Annotated in this window: 18 protein-coding genes and 1 pseudogene; 1 reads left to right on the top strand and 18 read right to left on the bottom strand. The window is 68.4% G+C overall.

The window, feature by feature from the left end; all coding sequences use genetic code 11:
* Nucleotides 1–31 precede the first annotated feature (31 nt).
* From ACIBK6_RS37510 to ACIBK6_RS37545, 8 genes and pseudogenes are all read right to left on the bottom strand, one after another.
* On the bottom strand, nucleotides 32–382 hold the full coding sequence (locus ACIBK6_RS37510) for a hypothetical protein (RefSeq protein ID WP_399057158.1): 351 nt from the start codon (nucleotides 380–382) through the stop codon (nucleotides 32–34).
* Nucleotides 383–449: 67 nt separating this feature from the next.
* Nucleotides 450–908: a hypothetical protein gene (locus tag ACIBK6_RS37515; protein WP_399057160.1), complete on the bottom strand. Its 459-nt coding sequence runs from the start codon at nucleotides 906–908 to the stop codon at nucleotides 450–452.
* Entirely contained in the window at nucleotides 905–1,093 is a 189-nt protein-coding gene (locus ACIBK6_RS37520) for a hypothetical protein (protein ID WP_399057162.1), read from the bottom strand. The genes ACIBK6_RS37515 and ACIBK6_RS37520 overlap by 4 nt, the downstream gene beginning before the upstream one ends.
* 62 nt (nucleotides 1,094–1,155) lie before the next feature.
* Nucleotides 1,156–1,761, bottom strand: a complete 606-nt coding sequence (locus ACIBK6_RS37525; RefSeq protein WP_399057164.1) for a hypothetical protein — start codon at nucleotides 1,759–1,761, stop codon at nucleotides 1,156–1,158.
* Nucleotides 1,758–2,273, bottom strand: a complete 516-nt coding sequence (locus ACIBK6_RS37530) for a hypothetical protein (RefSeq protein ID WP_399057166.1) — start codon at nucleotides 2,271–2,273, stop codon at nucleotides 1,758–1,760. The genes ACIBK6_RS37525 and ACIBK6_RS37530 overlap by 4 nt, the downstream gene beginning before the upstream one ends.
* 21 nt (nucleotides 2,274–2,294) lie before the next feature.
* Nucleotides 2,295–3,062, bottom strand: coding sequence for a hypothetical protein (locus ACIBK6_RS37535; protein WP_399057168.1), 768 nt, complete (start codon nucleotides 3,060–3,062; stop codon nucleotides 2,295–2,297).
* Between the two features lie 27 nt (nucleotides 3,063–3,089).
* Nucleotides 3,090–3,773, bottom strand: a complete 684-nt coding sequence (locus ACIBK6_RS37540) for a hypothetical protein (RefSeq protein WP_399057170.1) — start codon at nucleotides 3,771–3,773, stop codon at nucleotides 3,090–3,092.
* Between the two features lie 323 nt (nucleotides 3,774–4,096).
* Nucleotides 4,097–4,456, bottom strand: a pseudogene (locus tag ACIBK6_RS37545) (HU family DNA-binding protein); the annotation flags it as partial.
* A 295-nt stretch (nucleotides 4,457–4,751) separates the two neighbouring features.
* On the opposite strand from ACIBK6_RS37545, the gene ACIBK6_RS37550 reads away from it, so the two are divergent.
* Nucleotides 4,752–6,356, top strand: a complete 1,605-nt coding sequence (locus ACIBK6_RS37550) for an ADP-ribosylglycohydrolase family protein (RefSeq protein WP_399057172.1) — start codon at nucleotides 4,752–4,754, stop codon at nucleotides 6,354–6,356.
* A 364-nt stretch (nucleotides 6,357–6,720) separates the two neighbouring features.
* Here ACIBK6_RS37550 and ACIBK6_RS37555 read toward each other — a convergent pair whose 3' ends face one another.
* The 10 genes from ACIBK6_RS37555 to ACIBK6_RS37600 form a co-directional block, all read right to left on the bottom strand.
* Nucleotides 6,721–8,073: a hypothetical protein gene (locus ACIBK6_RS37555; protein WP_399057174.1), complete on the bottom strand. Its 1,353-nt coding sequence runs from the start codon at nucleotides 8,071–8,073 to the stop codon at nucleotides 6,721–6,723.
* Between the two features lie 278 nt (nucleotides 8,074–8,351).
* Nucleotides 8,352–9,125, bottom strand: coding sequence for a hypothetical protein (locus ACIBK6_RS37560; RefSeq protein WP_399057176.1), 774 nt, complete (start codon nucleotides 9,123–9,125; stop codon nucleotides 8,352–8,354).
* A gap of 18 nt (nucleotides 9,126–9,143) precedes the next feature.
* Entirely contained in the window at nucleotides 9,144–9,572 is a 429-nt protein-coding gene (locus tag ACIBK6_RS37565; RefSeq protein ID WP_399057178.1) for a hypothetical protein, read from the bottom strand.
* Between the two features lie 79 nt (nucleotides 9,573–9,651).
* Nucleotides 9,652–10,158 carry a hypothetical protein gene (locus ACIBK6_RS37570; protein ID WP_399057180.1) on the bottom strand — a complete coding sequence of 169 codons (507 nt, stop codon included), beginning with the start codon at nucleotides 10,156–10,158 and terminating at the stop codon, nucleotides 9,652–9,654.
* A 471-nt stretch (nucleotides 10,159–10,629) separates the two neighbouring features.
* The gene (locus ACIBK6_RS37575) at nucleotides 10,630–11,058 is read right to left on the bottom strand and encodes a hypothetical protein (protein WP_399057182.1); all 429 of its coding nucleotides are present in this window, start codon (nucleotides 11,056–11,058) and stop codon (nucleotides 10,630–10,632) included.
* A gap of 162 nt (nucleotides 11,059–11,220) precedes the next feature.
* Complete coding sequence (locus ACIBK6_RS37580; RefSeq protein WP_399057184.1) at nucleotides 11,221–11,682, bottom strand: hypothetical protein; 462 nt, start codon at nucleotides 11,680–11,682, stop codon at nucleotides 11,221–11,223.
* Nucleotides 11,683–11,696: 14 nt separating this feature from the next.
* A complete protein-coding gene (locus ACIBK6_RS37585) occupies nucleotides 11,697–13,799 on the bottom strand; it encodes a hypothetical protein (RefSeq protein ID WP_399057186.1) in 2,103 nt (700 codons plus the stop codon).
* 164 nt (nucleotides 13,800–13,963) lie between these two features.
* Nucleotides 13,964–16,579 (bottom strand): hypothetical protein, encoded by a 2,616-nt coding sequence (locus tag ACIBK6_RS37590; protein ID WP_399057188.1) that lies wholly within the window; start codon nucleotides 16,577–16,579, stop codon nucleotides 13,964–13,966.
* Nucleotides 16,579–16,980, bottom strand: coding sequence for a hypothetical protein (locus ACIBK6_RS37595; RefSeq protein WP_399057190.1), 402 nt, complete (start codon nucleotides 16,978–16,980; stop codon nucleotides 16,579–16,581). Before ACIBK6_RS37595 ends, ACIBK6_RS37590 begins: the two co-directional genes overlap by 1 nt.
* A 306-nt stretch (nucleotides 16,981–17,286) precedes the next feature.
* Nucleotides 17,287–18,861 carry a prealbumin-like fold domain-containing protein gene (locus tag ACIBK6_RS37600; RefSeq protein ID WP_399057192.1) on the bottom strand — a complete coding sequence of 525 codons (1,575 nt, stop codon included), beginning with the start codon at nucleotides 18,859–18,861 and terminating at the stop codon, nucleotides 17,287–17,289.
* Nucleotides 18,862–18,920: the final 59 nt, after the last annotated feature.

Consider the following 18,920-nt stretch of genomic DNA (forward strand, 5'->3'; position numbering starts at 1 on the left):
GGACCAAGGAGGCAGGCTCCACACGAGCTGACTACGCTGCCGAACTCTCCCGCCGGAAGGCATTCCGCAAGTCCTGATAGCCGGACTTACCGATATCAACGTCGGCAATCGTGTCGGGAAACTCGAACCCGGTCATCGCCGTCACGACCGAGAAGTCGGAGAAGTCCTCGGCGATCCCGAAGGCGGTCGGGTCTTCCATGATCGCCAGGGCCAGCGCCGTCGAGTCGACGCCGAGCCCGAAGTTGAGCGACTTGTGATTCGTCGCGCGGAAGGATTCCAGAGCCTCCGCGGAGGCGACCGGAGCCGGAGCCGGCACGCCGGAGGACGACGTTGTGGCGGCGGCATCGTCGAGGTCGGGTTCGAACAGGGCGAGGGAAGTCATGGGCGTACCTGTGGGGAAGGGGCGGGTGCGGCCGGGGGAGGGCCGCACCCGCCGGATGAGAGGGGGATCAGGGCTGGGGCTTCGCGGCGCGTGCGGCGTCGGTGCCCGAGGGGGTCAAGTAGGGCCGGTGCTTCGGGCCTGTGCGGCCGTCGTCGCCGTCGGTGGGCTGCGGGGCGCCGTCGGCGTCGCGGTACTCGACGAGGGTGAGGCGGGCTAGGGCGGCGGCGGTGGGCCAGCTCACGTCCCGCAGCGCGCCGTCCTCGTCGGCGGAGTCGATGGCTGCCAGCTGGGAGTCGTTCAGGATCGCCCGCCGCCCGGCGCCGGTGATGAAGTACGGGCCGACGCCATGTGCCTGTGCCAACTCGGGCGGCAGCCGGTAGTCGTCGCTGTCGTAGCGGTAGACGAGGCCGTCGTCCAGATAGACCTGGAGCGTCGTGCGGCTGCCGTGGGACGTGAGGTGCCCCGACGGGTGGACGCACGCGGTACGGAGGTGCTTGGGCGCCGGCGGGTAGGCCCCGTCGGTCATCGCGGGCCCTCCAGCGCGAGGGTCGGCGCCGGGACGAGATGCCCGGAGCTCTCGGCGACGATCTCGGCGTGGACGCGCTGGCGGTACTGCCGGGGAAGTTCGGCGGCGGCCGGTGAGTGGGCCAGGGTGCCGGCGATGCGCACCAGGCTCTCGATGTCGGAGGGGCGGAAACGTTCAGCGAGCATGGTCATCCTCGTGAGTGGCCCGGCGGGCACGGGCGGGCCCGGCGGCGTAGAAGGGGAGGGGGCTACGCGCCCAGTTCCAGGAGCGCCTCGACCAGGTCGAGGGCGCGCTTGCGCTCGGCGGACACCCGCACGCGGCGGATGCGCTTCGGATCGGAAGGAAGCTGGATGCCCACTGCACTTCCGTGGGCATCACGGCGCAGCTCGTACTGGGGCGTCGAGAGCATCCAGGCGTCCCAGTCGTCGGCCTTGCGCCCGGCCCGCACCTGGGATTCCGCAGTGGGCCCCGTCGAGGGGCAGGAGCAGGCCGGGTCGTCGCACGGACGGCCCGCCGGATGTCGGGAGATGACGCCGCCCTGGCGGTAGGTGGCGCTGGCGCCGCTGAGCATCGGGCACGCCTTCTCCGAATACATCAGGCACGGCGGGTGGAGTCCCGGTTCTGGCGCGTACCCGACGCTCACGTCCTGCGGACGGACCAGCACGTAGAACCACCGCTCCAGCGGCCTTCCGCAGATCTGGCACAGGCTGTTCTCGAAGGCCCGGGCGCGCTTGGACGGGTCGAGCCCGCCGAACACCGACAGCCCGTTGTGCTCGAACGAGACGTAGGGGACGATCAGGCCGCCGTGTGTGGGGCGGTGCGCACACGCTGTGGGGATCGCCGGGGCGCTCACTGGGAATCACCACCGACGAGCTCCCAGGAGGGGCGGGCGAGCTCGACCAGGAAGGTGTAGGTGGCGTCGCTGGCCTGGAGCAGACGGACCACGGGGAGCCGCCGATACTGGCTGAGGAACTCGCCGATGGCCAGAGCGGTGTGGCGGGAGTCGTCCGGGTAGGTGCCGTGGTCGAAGGGGACCAGGCGGTCGCCCTGGTACTGCGGCCACGTGTACGCGGCGAGGAGCTCGGCTTGGCTCCAGTTGTGCGGGTTGGCGCGGAGCTTGACGAGCTCGGCGCCCGGCGCCAGCTCCCTGAGCGAGTCGAGGGGCGGTGTCCGGCGCGGTTGGGGGCTGCTCGGGCCCATGGCGGTCTCCCATTTCGAGGCGGGCGCGTCGTGGCCCGGGGCGGTGAGATGAAGGGCTGCGGGTTTCGCCACGCAGCGGTGCAGTTGCCTGGCGGCCGCCCTCACGGCGTCGGCGAGGGCCGACGTACGGGCTGTGATGGAGACGGCGGTCGATCGACCAGACACAATCAATGTACACACTGAAATCTAAATACGCAACGCCATGTCGTGGGGTGTTCCCCCATCTCCTCCGGACACGGTGAACCGGGTCGACAGCAGCGCCACACAGAGCTGCCGGATTCCTCCCTGTTCCCACAGCGCCCGGGTCTCGGGGAGCCCGGCCGGCCACCACTGCACCGAAACTCCGTCGCGCACCACGTCGAGGGCGACCCCGTACCCGTCGTCCTTGCTCCAGTCAGCCATGCGCACGTGCGGGCGCAGCAGCTCAATTGCACCCTCGTAGAGGCGGATCGACTCCTCCTTCGCGCTCCGCGCCGCCCTCCGCAGAGCGTTCGCCTGCGCGGCGGACACCGGACGGTAGACGGTGCTGGCATGGTCGTCCTCCGTGATGACGACCAGGGCTCCCCCCTGCGCCGCGAGCACTCGGTCCTGGCCGGCTTCGGCGACCAGCTCGAGCAGCCGCTCCGCGGAGACGGTCGTGTCGAGTCCGCTCTCGGGAACGGTGGAGGCCCGGTAGTGCTCGTGCCGCACGAGGCCCAGGGCGTGCCTGACGTCCAGCATGGCGCGGGCCAGCTCGGTGGAGCCGGGTTGCCCATTCGCGGCGTAATAGGCCAGCCGCTGATGGACTTGGGCTGCTTCGCGCTCGTCGGGTTCGTCGAACTGGCTGCGGACAACCTCCCGTACGGCGAGGTCGATCACCTGCGTCAGGTAGCCAGCGCTGAAGGGCCTGCGGCGGAGCAGGCGAAGCGCGAGCTGCTTGGATGAGGCCGAGACGGCGGCTGGAGCCTCGGACACGAGGTGACTCCTCCTCTGGTTCCCCGGCTATGACGCGGGTTGGTGGATGTACGTGGTCCACGCCTCGTACTCGGCGGCGGTCAGAACAGGGGGCGGGACGATGGGGGCGTGCCCGAAGCACCGGTCACAGGGACGTGCGCCCAGTTCGGCGCCGGTGGCATCGCCGTAGCGGTCTGGCACAGTTGTGCCGCAGACGGCCAGGTTCGCCGGGATTGACGGGGCAAGCCTCAGATGCAGGTCCTGGCCGTGGAGCATCGGGTGGACCACGATGGTGGCCCCAGCTTCGGAGTCGGGGCCGAAGTGCCGCGCCAGGAACCTCACGACAAGGGCGTGAGCGGTCTGTGCGCGTTCATCCAGAGTCCGGGTGTCGTCCGGCGGCTGCTCGACTGCACGCAAAGGTTGCCGCACGTCTGCCGTCAGTCGGTCGACGAGGGCCCGCCCCTCGGTGAGGAACTGCGGGGCGTCGCCGCGGGGGTCGTCGCTACGCAGACCGACCCACATCCAGGACAAGGGCACAAAGGAGGCGAGCTCGCTGAGGAGCTCGTACTGCCGGCTGACGGCCCAGGTGGAGTATGCGGCGCATGGCCGGTGGCCGCAGGAACCAGCTGGTGCCTGGCAGGCGCGCAGCTCGAAGCGGAACCCGAGCTCGGTCGCAGTGGTCCGAAGGATGCCGATCTCCGCCCCCCACTGCCCTGTTGCGTCCTGGACCACCAGGCCGGTTCGCCGCCCACCAGTGGGCCGGGCTCAGTGCTGGGCCCAAGTCCCTGCGCCTCTTCCAACCGAGCAGCGGCCAGAGTTCGATGGGCGGAGACGACACGGTCGCCGTCGACCACAAGAAGAAACATGTCGGTGTCTCTCTGATTGGGCCGGGCGCTGCCAGCGCCCGGCCGACGAGCAGGAATCGGCACGCGGGGCTACGGCCCGACGAGGGCGGATCAGCCGGGCGACTTCTCGGCGCTCTTCTCGTCGTCGCCGATCACCAGCAAACGCACCGTGTCCGCAACCGAAGGCATGACCCGAGCACGCAGGATCGTCCGCTTCACTTGAACGGACGCGTCGGCGGTGAGGCCTGCCTTGGGGGCCTTCCTGACAGAGACCTCGCCGCCCATGGGGAGGTCCTTGGCGCCGCTGACCAGATCCTTGAAGCCCTGTCCCGGGCGGAAACGGGGAACGGCAGTCGCCTTGACCCGCACCCTCTCACCCGTCTGCGGATTGCGGGCGTAGCGGGCCGGGCGGTCGGCCTTCTCGAACGATCCGAATCCAGTGACGGAAACGCGCTCGCCAGCGACGACGGCGCGCACGATGGCGTCAAACACGTAGTCGACTGCCTCGGCAGCCTGACGGCGACCGCCCATCCTCTCCGCGATCGCTTCGACGAGCTGAGCCTTGTTCATGACGGAACTCCTAGTAATCGGCGGGGAGTTGAGACGCCAGTCGTAGCGCTGGCATTGAACCCGCGAAGGGAAGAGGGGGTGCGTCGTACGAGGTGGCGATAGCACCTCCAACACCGATCACAATACACATGGAAAACTGAATACGCAACGCTAATCGTCATGTTGACGAGAGCGGGTCGATCGTGTCATTCTGACGCAGTGACAGCGGGTTTGAGCGCGAGGCGAGTTGACGCCGCGCTCCCCGGCTCTGCTTTTCTCAGACCACCCACGCGGTTCATGACTCGGGAGAAAGCCCGTGAACAACAAGCTCGTTGACCCGACTTCCGCCACCCTGATCCCGGCGTCCCGCCCGCTGAGCGTCCACGCCACCGACCGCGCAGCCGGCGTCCTCATCGGCGCCGCGTGCGGTGACGCCCTGGGCGTGCCTTACGAGTTCGCCCGCCGGCTGACCGACGATGAGCGGCCCGTCATGATCGGTGGCGGCCTGGGCCCGTACAAGCCCGGCGAGTATTCCGACGACACGCAGATGCATGTGTGCATCGCCGATGTCGCCTCCAGCGGAGCCAATCTGACCAGCGTCACGGCGCTCGACCACATCGCCCGCAACTTCCACACATGGCGCGACGGCGGCGCAAGCGACATCGGGAACCAGACGCGAAGCGTGCTTGGCGCCGCGAAGGCCCGGAAGACGGGAACGCCGTCGCAGGCCATGGCGGCGGAAGCCGACGCCTACACCGCCCGCACCCAGCTCAGCGCGGGCAACGGCTCACTGATGCGGACCGGCATCGTCGCCCTCGCCTACCTGGACGATGTCGATGGGATGGTCAGGGCGGCCACCGCGATCAGCTCCCTCACGCACAGCGACCCCGACTGCGTCGAGGCGTGCATCCTGTGGTGCTCGGGTATCCGCACCGCCGTCCTGGAGGGAACCTTCGACGGAGTCCGCCAGGGCGTCGCGCTCCTCCCCGAGAACCGGCGGGAAACCTGGCACGCGAAGCTGGACGAGGCCGAGGCGAACGAGCCGCACCACTGGGGCCGGAACGGCTACGTGGTCACCGCCCTCCAGGCCGCGTGGTCCGCCATCACCCGCACGCCGGTCCCGGAGCTGGCTCCGGAGAAGGGCTCCTATCCCGCCCAGCACTTCCAGCTCGCCACCGAGGCCGCCGTACGGGCGGGCGACGACACCGACACCGTCGCCGCGATCGCGGCCGCGCTCCTGGGAGCGCGCTGGGGCGTCTCGGCCATCCCGCTCACCTGGCAGGAGGCAGTGAACGGCTGGCCGAACATGTCCGGTCCCGACCTGGTACGCCTAGCCGTCCTGACCGCCCGCAAGGGTGCCGACGACGGCGACGGCTGGCCGTCAGCCGCTCGCGTCAAGATTCCTGGCTACGCGGGGAAGGCCTTCACCGTGGCCCACCCGGAAGACCCCGGAGTCGTCCTCGGGAACCTTCCGATGACCGAGTACACCGGCACTCCGCCGATCGACGCGGTGGTGTCCCTGTGCCGTGTCGGGCGGGAACCGGTCTTCGCCCGCGCCGGTGCCGAGCACGTACGCGTCTGGCTGGTCGACAAGGAAGGCGAGAACCCCAACCTCCACTTCGTTCTCGACCAGGCGGCCCGACAGGTGCTCCGACTCCGCCAGGAAGGCAAGCGGGTCTTCCTCCACTGCGTGGCGGGCCGTTCGCGTACTCCCGCCGTGGCCGCCGCATACAGCACGCTCCTGGGCACCGACCCACACACGGCGCTGACGGAGGTCTGGGAGGCCCTTGGCGAGCGCTGGACCCTCTTGGCCCACCAGCAGCTTCACGACGCCGTCTACGAGCTGGCCGGGCAGCCGCCGCACCGCCCGCAGCCTCAGCCTCAGCCTCGGCGTTGGTTCTCCTTCGGCAGGCTCGGCTGACGCGGCCGAGGCCACGGGCGCGGTCTCCAGCAGGCAGACAGGCAGACCGCGCCCGGCATCGCCAACCATCGATCCACCACCAGTAGCAAGGCGCCCGCCGGGGCAGCCCGGCGGCCATTCCTCCGTCGTCAGCGAGGCCGAACTCGATGACCTCGAAAGAAGCGGCCAACACTACGGGCCAAGGCACCGGCTAGATCACTGCCACGACACAACCAGGGAACAAACTGCACGCGTCAGCCCGCCGGCCTCATGGCCGGCGGGCTGACGCGTTTCGCCGGGCACCTCGCAAGGGGTGCCCCACCCGTGCGGTCGGGCGGCGGTCGGCTTCTCTGGGCCCCGTCGACGGTGCCGGAAGCGCCCTGGGCTACGCCTGAGGCTCTCGTGCGTCGAAGTTGCCCGCCCCCCGGCGGCTGAGGACGAACTCGTAGACCGTCCGGCGGTACCAGTGGTCCTGAAGGACCAGAGGCTCTTTGCCATCCTCAGCGGTGCGGTCGGCGAGCGGGACCTGCCCTCGGGCGTGGTAGGCGTGGATGGTCTCGCGCGCGAGGGGCTCGCCGCGGGTGGCCATGCCCACCACCTCGGCGAAATCGTAGATGTCCAGCAGGTCCAGGGGGTCACCTTCGGGCAGAGGGTTGAGCAGAGCCGGCCCGGTGCCCTTGAAAGCCGCCCAGACATGCGGGCGATGCTCCTCCACCCACACGTCGACCTGGTCCTGGTCGTACACGCGTGGCCGTGTCCGCAACGGCGCCGGGAAAGCCCGACGGACGACCTTGTCGCCCTCCCGTTTCTCCTTGACGGTTAGCCAATGGCGGCCGGTGTACTCGGAGACGCCGTACCGCGGGCCGATCATCTCAGCGGTCAGCTCGACTCGCCCGGTTGGGGCTTCGCTGGCCGACTCGACCGCCGAGGCCGGCTCAGCCTGCTTGCCCCGGGTGTGGATGGTCGAGTCCGCCGTCGGTGACCCGGCCCACGCCTGACCAGTGAGGCGCTGAGCCGCGGTCCAGGATCGCCGGCGATTGTCCCGGACCCACTCGTCCACCTCGGCGGCGCTGTAGCCGGCCTCGCCCGCCTGCGGGAACCCCTCAACTCGGGTCCACCCTTTGGCCGTCATCCCGGCGACACGGTAGGTCACTGCGATGGCCTGGACGTCGACGTACCCCGTCCGTTCAGTGGACGCACGACTCGCAAGGCCGTCCGCGGCTGCGGGAGCCTGATCGGCGCCCACTGGCTCCTCGGTCTTCGTCTGCCGGCGCATGCGGCGCTTCCGGTTCACGAAGTTGTACGCCGTCTCCCGGTACCACCTCCGCTCCGTGACCTCGGGCTGCTTCCCGTCTCCGGGTGTGCGGTCGGGCTCCGCCAGCTTCTTCTTGGAGATGTACGTCCGCAGGGTGCCTTCGGGCACCGGCTCCGTCCGCCCGAGAGCCTTGCCCTCCCAGGCGCAGATGTCCGACAGCGTCACCAGGTCCTTCGGACCACCCTCGGGCAGACCGTACGGGTTGTCCGAGTCCTGCCCCTGCGCCCAGTAGACCGGGAGGTTTTCACGCAGCCACTCATCCACCAGCGCGGCATCGCGCACCAGGGTCCGTCCGGGACCAGACGGCCAGCCCTCGGGGAAGCCCTCGAGCTTGACCCAGTAGTCCACGACGACCTCGCTGACCTTGTACTTGTTCGCGATGTCCCGTGAGGTCACGAGTTCACCAGCGTCGGCGGGAATCACCGTTACTCCTTGTCGGACCGGCAGCGAACCCGCAGGCCGTGGTCGTGGCCCCGCGGGCGGAGGCCTGGGTTGAACGAGCTCGACGAGTTATTGCCGGCATCGTCGGTTACTTGCCTGCGCCGGCCCCTCGATCGCGCAGGGGTAGGAGTCAAAGTACATCACGTGACTAGAATACGCAACGCGGCACATGCTTCGCCGATCGACGCGGAGCGCCCCACAGGGATGCTTTCGGGGCCGGGCGGATATCCCGCCCGGCCCCGAAAGCATCCCCGCGCCTGTCAGCGCACCAGCTCGGATTCTCGCGTTACGCCCGAGTTCTTGGCGCGCAGTTTCTCATCGCGCTTCCGCTGAAGACTGCCGAAGGTTTCCCGTCCCTGCTTCTTGAGAAGGTGCGGAATTCGATTTGCTGGAATCCCCACGAGTGGCGATTCGCTGAGAACCGACAGAAGGTCCGATTCTGTCTGGTCGGTGTAGTCGGCGGCGATCAGCGCTTCCACGTCGGGGAACACGTCCGCGTGCCGTTCGGTGCCCAGGTCGATCAGGTGGTCTTCCTTCCCCCCGAGGCTGTAGCACCAGAGGAAGTTCTCGGGCGCATTGTTCTCGACGAGCCGCTTGAAGCGGCTGATCTCCTTGGTGTAGCAGTAGAACCGAACGCCCGGGGAATTGCGCATTATGTGCATCCAGGTCAATAGGTATTCGTCGGAATAGAAGTCGCCAGAATCGTGCAAACGAATCCATTTATCGGCGTATCGCTTGTGGCTGAGTTCATCTGTCATTCGCTTCTCAAACTCTTCCGGGGCGTCCCGGCAGAGGAGGAGATTCCGGATATGGGCTGAACGGACATTCTTGAATCGGTAGGTGCCCACCCGGGCGTAGCACAAATTGGCACACGCGCTTGCCTGGGGGCACACGTTGAAGTGGCTCCCATCGGGCATTTCCACCACAAAAGCTGGCAGTGTCCAGTTGAAAACCCCGATCCTTCGCAGATCAGAATTCTGCGTAAGTAGCCACTTGCGTGCGGTTCGACCGGGCGTTTTCGGGCTCTCAGGCATGATCGTCATTCCTCGTGTTCAAGAAGGGGAGCCGGTGGTGGCAAACCGACCGGGGCAGCCGATGTGCGGGCGGAGGCACGCGTGAATCCCGAGAGCGGTCACGCCGCCGTCGGCCCTTGCGAGTACGGCGAGCCCCTTGGCGATGGCGGTACGCGCGCTGCGCTGGTGATGGCCGCCGTACTGGGCGTCGTCCCCGTGACTGGCAATCAGATCGGCGCTCTCCGCCGAGATCCGTTCGATCTCGGGCTCCGGGAGGCCCCGCAACTCGGCGATGCACAGCGGGACCATGAACAGCAGCCAGGTCACCCAGGCCTGTGATGCGAAGGTCTGGCCTTCGGGGTCGGTGACCACGAGGCCGAAAGGGCCGTACCCAGGGGTGAGCGGCTGGTCTGTCTTGAGGTCCGCGAGTTCCTTGCTGGCGCCCGCGGAGGGATTGGCTGTCGTCATGACGTGGGGTAGCTCCATGCAGGGCGCCCCCGGCTCTGAATGAGCCGGGGGCGCCGTAGTCGGGAAGGGCGAAGCGCGGTCAGTCGCCGCGTGCGGTGCACCCGCCGATGTGCGCGGGGGAGGTACGGAGGCGGGGGGAGCCTCCGAGGGCGTCGCGGGTCTGGAGAAGGTAGTCGCCCAAGTCCTCCAGGCAGTTGATCTCTTCGGTGGGGACCGGCTTCCGGCACTGGTCGCACGGGGCAAGGACGTCGAAGGTGAGGCGGTGGTGGCTGTCGTAGGTCGCGAGGAAGTCCAGCGCCTTGTCCGCGAAGGGGATGGACACTGCGACGGCGGGGAAGTGCTGACCGTCCGCGAGGAGCGGATGGATGTTGTCGTCGTTGGCGCGGATGCTGACCGGACGGCCCAGGGCGTGCAGTGAGAGGCGGTGACGAAGTACCTCCCGCACCCAGTGGAGCTCGGCGTCCTGGCTGTGGAGGGTCGGGTCCGGCCCGAGTCGAATGGGCTGACCGGTCCGGGCGCGCTTCACCGCTGCCTTGACGGCCGCGGACTCGACGTAGTTGAAGTGACTCTTCGTTGTGCTCGGCATGAGGTCTCCGAGAAGGGATGGGCCCTGGACTACCAGCGCAAGGACGCGCGACGACGGTGACTGGGGCTGGATTCGAGGGCCGCGAACGACGGCCCTGGTCGGCGGTCTCTCCCGCCCGACACCATGAGACTACATATTGAAACGTGAATACGCAACGTTGGGGGGTTGGGGTTGGCTGCCCAGCAGCCGCCAACCAGGTGTCGGGCGTCGCTCAGTGCTTCAGCATCTCGTCCAGACCTTCAGCAAGGTGGTCCTTGCCTGGTATTGGCGCAGGTCCGAGCGGTGTGTTCTGCCGTCAGGGCGCGGATACAGAAGGAGCGGATGAGACGGAACGAGACTTCGGTCGCGCGTTGCGAGCTTCAGCGCGCAGGTCAGAGGCCTGCCCCGCCGAAGCACCGGATGAGACCCGACGCGCGGGGATGTGCGCGAGGAGGCGGCCGCATAGTCGGCCGGTCTGACCGCACCTGGTGCCTACGCCGACGCGGCGGTGAGCTGTCCGACCTCGTCGAGCAGGAGCTGTGCCCGGGCGAAAGCAGCTTCCTTGTGGCCGTACGAGGGGACGACCAGGTGCATGGTCTCGTGGGCCAGCGCACGGTCAGCTTCTTCGCGCGTGGTCACCAGCTTGAGGTTGATGGCCATCAACGGCACCCTCAGCCGAGCATTCTTCGGCCCCACGTACACCTGGGCGGCATAGTGCGCGAGGAAGGGCATGCCGCTGATCGAGGCGTACGCCGCAAGGTCCACGACCACGTGGAAGTCTCGCTGGGACACGAACGCGAACTGCTTGGCACGCCGGCGCAGCCAGTTCACTTCGACAGGAAGGTAGCGCTCGTGCGCCGGCAGCGGGCTTCGGAGGTCTGCATGCCGCTGCTCCGTTACCGGATGTGCTCGATCCGCCATGTCCTTCCTCCTCTCGGTTGCGGCCTGGTTGTTGAGCCAGGCCCGTTCAGCAGGTTGCCCTCGCGACGAAGCCCCCTGCTGGTTCTTCGCGGCCACCGGGGCCGGGAGGCCATCCTGCCAATACGCCTTGTCGCCGCTCCTCGGAGCCGACCGTGGGGACACTCACGCATAGCGTCCGTGCCATGAGTCCGCGTCCAGACGCCCCAGCGCTGCGTCCTCGTCCGGGGTGAGCCGGTTGGTGAAGTCGTCCCAGCGGGTCAGCTCCTCCAGCTCGGGGCCGTCGGCCGGCTCGATCCGTGCCCGCTGCCCGCTGGACAGGTCTATCTCCACACCGTCATCGACGAGGCCAGCGCGAAGGTAGGACAGGGAGCGCCGCCGGGCCACGTTGAGATCGAACAGGTAGCCGCTCTCGGTATCCGCGCCGCCGACCAGCGGCCTGATCCACAGAACCTGGTCATCGCCGTCCTCGAACCGATGATGCCGGGCGAGGGCGGCCCGGAAGACCTCGGTGCCGTCCGGGTCCGACACGATCAGGCGCGCGCCGGCGTCCACCGGGTCCCCCGTGGGGCTGTGGTCGCCCGCGATGAGGTCGACAACCCGCTGTCGCCACTGCTCTGCTGTCACTGATTCGCTCCTTGTCAGCTGTTGTAGTCGTTGGCCGTGCACAGGACATCCTCGACGGGCTTCCCGCCGAGCTGGGTAATGCCCCGCGAGGTGAGGGAGGCAAGGATGGTGTTCCGCTCCGCTGCGGTGTGGCACACGATCCGGCTGGGCGCCTCCGCGCCGAACAGGTCGATCCCGTTCCTGAACATGACCTCGTTGCCAGAGCTGGAGAACTTGGCGATCTTCATCGGGTCGCGGGTGATCGCGTTCTCGCTGTAGTTCTGGTGCGCGGGGTTGATTGCGCCGTAGTGGTCGCCGTTGTAGGCGTAGTAGTCGCTGCGCCGCATCAGCACGCTCGGGTCGTCCCAGATCAGCATGCCGCCGCCCGGCTGGCTGGGGGTCTTCTTGACCCGCAGGAAGACGGAGTTGGCGCCGCCGGTCATCTTGTCGGCTTGCTCGCTCATGCCGATCCCGCCGCCGATTCCCATGGCGGCCCGCTTCTCCGTGGAGGCCAGCACACCGGTCCCGAGGAGGCTGGCGAGCGCGCCGCCGTGGAGGCCGTGAGTCAGTGACCTGCCCTTGAATGCGCCCGCGATCTCGGCCTTCTTCCCGGTCACGTCGAACCGGGACCAGGTCAGCCACTTGCCGGAAGTCGAGGGCGTCGGCTCGTAGCCCGGGCTGGCCGCCAGCTCGGCGCCGCCCGCGAAGCCGGAGGCCTTGGCGACCGCGTCTCGGACGACTTCCACCTTCATCGGGAGCACCTTGTGGGCGGCCTCCAGGTGGATCCGCTTCATCGCCGTCTGCAGGGCGCCGCTGTCGAGGCCCATGAGGGACTCCATCCGCTGGTGCACGATCTCCTGGGCCTGAAGATCCTGAAGGCCCTGGGCTGTCTCCATGGCAGCCTGCATGCCGACGGAGCCCTCCAGCCCCTGTGCCTGGATGTTGTTCGCGAGGTACGTCCACTCACCCTCGGCCGCGGTCATCGGCTTGTTCATCAGGTGGAGCTGCTCCAGCCGCTCCACGAGGTCCTTACCGTGACCCGCGCCGGCCGGCGCGTGGACCTCGAGCTGCCCGCGCAGCGAGAACTCCGTGTTCTTGGGGTTGTTCTCCTGGTAGGGGCGGTAGACGGCCGTCCAGCCGTCACCCATGTCGATCTCGTACTCGGTGCCGTTGGCGGAGCTGCGGGTGACCCCGTCCCACGACGTCTGGCCCGATTCCGGATCAAGGGTCGCCTTGATCCGGCTCGCCTTGCGGACCGTCGCGGCCAGCGTGCCCGGTTCAGGCTCCCCGTTGGGCACCGATATCTGTTTGGTGACCATCTTGGTCTCGGTCACCTCGTACGCGTCCATCCAAGGCATGGGCGCACCACCGTTGTCGATCTTGTCCTTGACCACGTTCAGCTGGTCCATGTAGTGCTGGGCCATGGCCTTCTCGTCGTCGCTGATCGACGGATTGTTGAGGACCGCGGAGACCGCGTCGACGGCGGCCTGGTGCTTAGCGATCGACGCGTCCGACATATCGGAGCCGGTCTTCAGCTTGTGCTGCACCGAGCTGACCGCCGTCTTGGTCAACTCGGCGAGCTTCTTCTCCTTGTCGAGGTCGAGGCGCTCCTTGACCTCCTCCTCGACCTGGACCTCCTCCATGTGTGTCCCTGGGATGCTCAGCGCGTCGAGGAGCTTCTCCTCGGCCTCCTCGGAGATGTGCGTGAGCAGCACCTCCCGCGGACCGTTCGGCGAGTCGTAGGCGACCAAGGTGGCCTCGGAGTTGATGAAGTCATCCCCGCCCACCAGGATCGGCGTCCCGGTCGGCTCGCCGACCGGGGGAGCAGCCGGAACCGGAGTCAGCGGCGGGTCGGTCTCATCCTCTTCCTCCTCCTGCACCTCCTCGATGTCCGCGGCCTGCAGCAGCGCGGCCTCCTCTGCCGGCGGCTCCTCACCACTGCCCTGAAGATCCCCCTCGGCGACGGAGACCTCGGGCTCGGCAGGCGCCTCCTGCAGTTCCTGCGCCGCCGGCTCGACGGTCGCAGCGGGCTCCAGTTCGAGCCCCGGCAAGCCGTCGAGGTCCGCCATCGGGTTCTCGGCGACCGGCGGCTCCGCAGGGGCAACCGGTTCGGCGAGCGACTCCGGGAGCTCTGGCATCTCAAACCCTGGGCCTCCCGCACCACCCGCCGCTGGGCCCGTGAGATCGCTGCCTTCCCCGGCGGCCGGAGCCCCGGCCAGGTCCACCGGGGCAGCGGGTGCTTCGGCGACCGCGGTGGGGCTGACCGCGTAGCTCTGGTGGCTCGACTTGGATCCGGTCCCCATCAGCTACCACCGCCGTGCTTGAGAGAGGCTCCGGAGGACAGACCCAGCTGCTTGACGAAGAAGTCGGAGAAGTTCTGGCGCAAGTTGTTCTTCCTCTCTACGGCGTGGTCCAGGAACGCTGTAGCGATCTGTGAGTGCGTGACCTGGGACTGCGGGATCTTCAAGGCCTTGGCCGCCCGGCTGCGCATCTGCGGCACCCACGCCACACCGGCCTTGGCGCCCTCGTGCGCGGTGGAGTGCAGCATCGAGCGGAGCTGCGCGTCCGGCATGGACTCAAATTTCTTGATCACCGGGTGCGCGGCGGCGGGGTTGATCTTGACGCCCTTGGCGAGACCACCGCCCAGTGCGGACTGGTAGAGCTTCTGGTGGACGGGGGTGAACCCGCCGCCACCGCTGGGGGCGTAGCCGACCGACAGCTTGTCCAGGCCGAAGTGCTTGAAGGCCTGGCCGCGGTCGATCTGCACCAGCCCGCCGGAGGGTGTACTCAGCCAGTTGTTCTGATGTCCGTCGTGCTCGCCGATGAACCACGACCCCACGTGCGAGCGGACGATCGCATCGACCTGGGACTGCGTCCACTGGCTCGGGCTGGACGTGAACGGCTTCGCGCCCCGGAGCAGGGGCTGGATGGACCCGGCTGTTCCGTTGGCCTGTTTGTGGTGGTAGACCGGCATCGCCGGTACGCCGCCCGCCGACAGGACCTGGCTTGCGGCGGCTTCGGTGTGGCCCAGGGCCCCGCCATGGTTGTGGTCCGCCTTGAACATCCACGGCGAGCCGTCCGGGGCAGCATGGAGGGTCTTGGCGTACGTCCCTCCCAGGTTCGATGCCTTCGTGCCGGGGCCGAAGGTCCAGCCGGCGACCTCCTTGGCGTCGACGTAGGCGGGCACGTCCTGACTGGTCGCCTTCGCGTGCTGGACCTCGGCCATCATCGCCTGGATGTTCGCGTTGAACGATCCCGGCTTCGGGGCCTTCGCGGGCTTTGATACGGGCGAGGCGGGCTTGGCAGTGGAGTTCGCGTCACTCTTCGACAGCTTGCTCGCCAGAGCTTGGGACTCCTCGTCGGAGGAGAGCCCGCCGTTGGCCTGCAGCGCAGGTGCAGCCGTCTTGGCGGCCTTGGCCGCCTCCTTCTTCGCGACGTCCGCAGTGACCTTGTCCTTGATGGCTTGCTGGTTGTACTTCTTGTTGAAGCTCGCGGCGATGTAGTTCTGGACCTGGGCTCGTGTGGCCTTGGCGTTGTTGTCCATCCCCAGCTCGGCCGCGACGGCGCGCAGGTCGGAGAGCTTCTGCTTCGTGGCCCACGCCTTGAAGTCGTTGGTGAGGCTGTTGGGATGGATGTACTTCCCCGGGCCGAGGGCCGGGTGATCGGCGTACGGGGTGTCGCTGTCCGCCTGCTGGGTGTATGGGTACCAGCCGTTCACGCCCGTCTGCATGTCCCGGACGGCGCCGGCGTTCTGCGCCCACGCGGCGATCACTTGCGGCGCGCCCGGGTCGCCCGCCGGCGGCAGGTCGAGCGGCTGGCCGCCGCCGGGAGCCATCGCAACGTGGGCGGCGTAGCTGGCGTCGAGGTTCGCGAGTTGCCCCTGCCGCGTGGCCGCCAGGGCCTTCAGCGACTCCACTTCGCTCTCGGGTGTGGTCGGCCGCATGAGTGCCACGAGCTGGTGACCAGTGAGGTGCATGGCCTCGGGCTCGCTCAGCTGCCCCGAGGCTAGGCCCTCCTGTACCAGGGGCTGGACGACCTTCGCCGGCACGTACGCGTGGTTGAGAGCCTGGTCGATCGCCGACTTGGCCTCGGCCTTGGTCTTGGTCAAGTCCTCGCCGAGCTCGGGGCAGTCGGCTGAGGCCAGCTTCTGCTCGGCCGCGAGCATCGTGTGCAGGGCCTCGGCCCTCTTTTCCTGAGACTGAGGCCCGAAGGTCTTCTTCGCTGCGTTCCAGGCGTCGACCGACTCGGCCACCGCTTGGGCGGAGGCCCCGACCTCGTCCGGTGTCGCCTTCCATGTACCGCCGCCGAGGGGCGGCTCGGTGCCTTCGATCTCGTGCAGGTCGGCGAGCGTCATCCCGCCGACTGTCTTGCCGGCGAGCAACTCGTTGTACCGGTCGAGTGCCGCGGCCTGGATCTTCGCCTTGGACGGGATGTCGCCCGGGTACGCGGGGTCGAGCCAGTGGACCAAGGGGTGCTGGCCCTTGCCGGACAGGCCCACCAGTGCGGGGTGTTCAAAGCCCTTGGCCTCGGCGATCTCGCGCAGATCGTCCTCGTCGAGCGAGGTCAGGTAGGCGAGCGTCTGCGCCTTCAGTGCTTTGGTGTGGGCCTCGATCTCCTCCTCGGGGACACCAGCCAACTTCAACTTCTCGATGGCCCCTTGAGCCTGTTCGACCTGGCCGACGAAGAGGTCGTACCGCTCCACGGGATCCGTCGGGACTTCGTCCTCGGGCTCGACGTTGAAGGGAGGGTCGGCGATCTCCTCCATGAGGTTCATCGCGACCAGCAGGTCGGCCTTGGCCTGGACTTCCTCGTCGGACATCGGGTGCGCCGGCGCCTCGGCCACCACGTCGTCCGCCTCGGAAGCAGAGGTGGGCCCCACCGCGTAGGAGGCGTGCGAGGACTTGCTGCCCGTGCCCATCAGCTGTCCTCCCTCGGCGGGAGCACAGGGATGACCTCGGCGAGCAGTTCGTCGAGAGCGAGGTCGGCTGCGTGTGTGAGGTCGAGCGCCCCCTCGGGAACGTCGACGGGCTCGATGGAGCACACGCCGCCGGACTGCCTGATCCAGTGTTCGACGTCTGCGCTGGTGGTGCTCTCCCCCAGACGCTCTCGCCAGGGGTCGGCTGTGTCGTAGACGAGGGGGACCCAGCGCACGACCCGCGTGGTCGGCTGATGGCTCTCGTCAAGGCCGAGTATGGCGACGGGGTCGACGGGGAGCCCGAGCGCCGGATGCCAGACGAGCAGAATCCACAGCCGCCAGGCGGAAGTGGTCGTCGACGGCTTCGTCGTCACGGCATCGGGCCGGTTGGGGTCGGTCGTCATGGAGGCTCCTCCCATCGGGGCTTTCACCTGCTACAGGTGTGGGAGGAGCTGACGGTGTGACAATTTCGAGCGAGAAGTTTCTAAGGGGCGTGCCGCCTGCCCGTCTGCCGAGGCCGAGTGGGTCGCGCGGAAAAGATCAACTGGTCATGTCGTCGCGTCCAGGACGACCGTCGCCCCTTGGCCTCGACCCGCTTCGCCAGCAGCGGCTTTGTATCCCGGACCCGCGCCGCAGGGCCGGGATACAGAGCTCTGTATCCCGGCCCTGGGCCGGCCCGCAGCCGCGAGGATGGCGACGAGTTGCGTCGGCTACTTCGTGCGGGCAGTACGGCGGCGCCGTGCGATCACGAGGGCCGCACCACCGAGAAGCAGCAGTGCGCCGGCAGCTGCGGCCACCCAGGTGGTCGCGTCGGCGCCCGTGTGGGCGAGTTCACCAGCGGGCGGGGTCGCGTTCGCGGCCGGAGGCGCGACGTGCGGCATGCTCGGGCTGACGGGCTGGGTGGGCGCGGACGGCTTCGGGCTGGCCGGCGCGGTGGGGGTGACCGGCGGGGTGGTGGGGGTGACCGGCTTCGGGACAGCCGTGTCGAGCACCGTCACGACGGTTTGCTCACCGGGCTTGACCTCGACGCGGGTCGGTTCCGTGTTGAGCTGGTAGCCCTCGGGGGCCTTGGTCTCCACAAGCCAGTAGACACCGGCCGCCAGGTCCACGGGGGCGGACTTGCCGTCCTTTCCGGTGGTGACCGTCGTGATGATCTCTCCGGGGGTGTCCTTGGAGGCGGGCTTGTCCTTGCCGGGCTCGGAGGGCGTCTTGCCGGTGTGGATCTCGTAGGTCGCCGGTGAGGTGATCGGCTTGTTGGTGTCACGGTCCTTCTTCCAGGCGGTCACTATGGCCTGGGGCTGGAACTGGATATCGCCGCTGGTGGTGAGGGTCTTCTTCTCCGCGGCGAAGTAGACCATGCGCTGCATCGGCTTGCCGGAGACCTGCTTGTCGGTGTGCCAGAACGTGGGGGAGTCCACGGTGATGTCGGCGCTGAAGGCCGCGCCGGCGGGGGCGCCAGGCTTGGCCGGCGTGAAGGCGTACACCGTTTGGCCCTGCGGGTCGGTGCGGCCCACCGGGCCGGGCGTCTTCGGCGTGGCGATGTTGGTCAGGCTGGTGGTGTTCACGCTGACGCCGGGTACCGGCTTGCCGCCCTGGGTGATTTTCACCGTGAGGTTCTTCTCGCCGGGCGTGCGCTCGTAGGGGAGGGTGTGGCCGGTGTTGGGGACGGTCAGGGCGTATGGAGCGGAGCTGACGGCCCGGGTCTCGGTCCGCATGCGGTTGAACTCCGTGATGACCGGCTTGGTGTCGATCTTGGCGTCGGCGCCGGTGCCCATCACGGCGCCGGTGGGCATCCCGTTGGTGAGCCAGGCCGCCCACGGGATCTTCTCGCCGTTGTATCCGTTCTCGTCGACGCCGTCGCGGGCGGCCAGGGCCCAGGCGAGCAGGGAGGCGGCGGCGGTGGAGTTCCGCCCGCTGGTGGTGTCGGGCAGCTTGCCGTAGTGGGCCGCGAGGTAGGCGAGTTGGGACTGGGTGTCCTGGCTGAGCTGGTGCGGCGCGTCGGACTTCTTGTAGCCGTTGGTGGTGCCGTCCAGTGGCCCGTACAGGTTGACGTCGAGGCAGAGGGCGGGGCTGCCGTTGTCGAGGACGTGGGTGCCGGACCAGAACGCGGTGTGCTGGCCGGTGCGCAGCTGCCAGCCGACACCGCGGGCCTCATGGCCGTCCCGGTCGGCGGCCGCCGCGGAGTTGGGGGCCAGCAGGGCGCCGGCTATGAGGGCGGTGAGGGCGGCGGAGGTGGTGAGGGCAAACCGCTGGGCGGAAGGGATGCGCATGGGCGTGGTGCTCATTTTCTCTCTGGTGCGTGAAGGACGCGGATGGGCGGCCGAGTTCGGCCGGGGTGAGGTGT

It is taken from the genome of Streptomyces sp. NPDC050485, from assembly GCF_044458185.1.
Lineage (GTDB): Bacteria > Actinomycetota > Actinomycetes > Streptomycetales > Streptomycetaceae > Streptomyces.

Coding starts and splice junctions, on each gene's coding strand:
- ACIBK6_RS37515 (WP_399057160.1), bottom strand. CDS start 908: ATGACCGACGGGGCCTACCCGCCGGCGCCCAAGCACCTCCGTACCGCG.
- ACIBK6_RS37585 (WP_399057186.1), bottom strand. CDS start 13,799: ATGCCAGAGCTCCCGGAGTCGCTCGCCGAACCGGTTGCCCCTGCGGAG.
- ACIBK6_RS37510 (WP_399057158.1), bottom strand. CDS start 382: ATGACTTCCCTCGCCCTGTTCGAACCCGACCTCGACGATGCCGCCGCC.
- ACIBK6_RS37560 (WP_399057176.1), bottom strand. CDS start 9,125: ATGCCTGAGAGCCCGAAAACGCCCGGTCGAACCGCACGCAAGTGGCTA.
- ACIBK6_RS37565 (WP_399057178.1), bottom strand. CDS start 9,572: ATGACGACAGCCAATCCCTCCGCGGGCGCCAGCAAGGAACTCGCGGAC.
- ACIBK6_RS37590 (WP_399057188.1), bottom strand. CDS start 16,579: ATGGGCACGGGCAGCAAGTCCTCGCACGCCTCCTACGCGGTGGGGCCC.
- ACIBK6_RS37520 (WP_399057162.1), bottom strand. CDS start 1,093: ATGCTCGCTGAACGTTTCCGCCCCTCCGACATCGAGAGCCTGGTGCGC.
- ACIBK6_RS37575 (WP_399057182.1), bottom strand. CDS start 11,058: ATGGCGGATCGAGCACATCCGGTAACGGAGCAGCGGCATGCAGACCTC.
- ACIBK6_RS37600 (WP_399057192.1), bottom strand. CDS start 18,861: ATGAGCACCACGCCCATGCGCATCCCTTCCGCCCAGCGGTTTGCCCTC.
- ACIBK6_RS37570 (WP_399057180.1), bottom strand. CDS start 10,158: ATGCCGAGCACAACGAAGAGTCACTTCAACTACGTCGAGTCCGCGGCC.
- ACIBK6_RS37595 (WP_399057190.1), bottom strand. CDS start 16,980: ATGACGACCGACCCCAACCGGCCCGATGCCGTGACGACGAAGCCGTCG.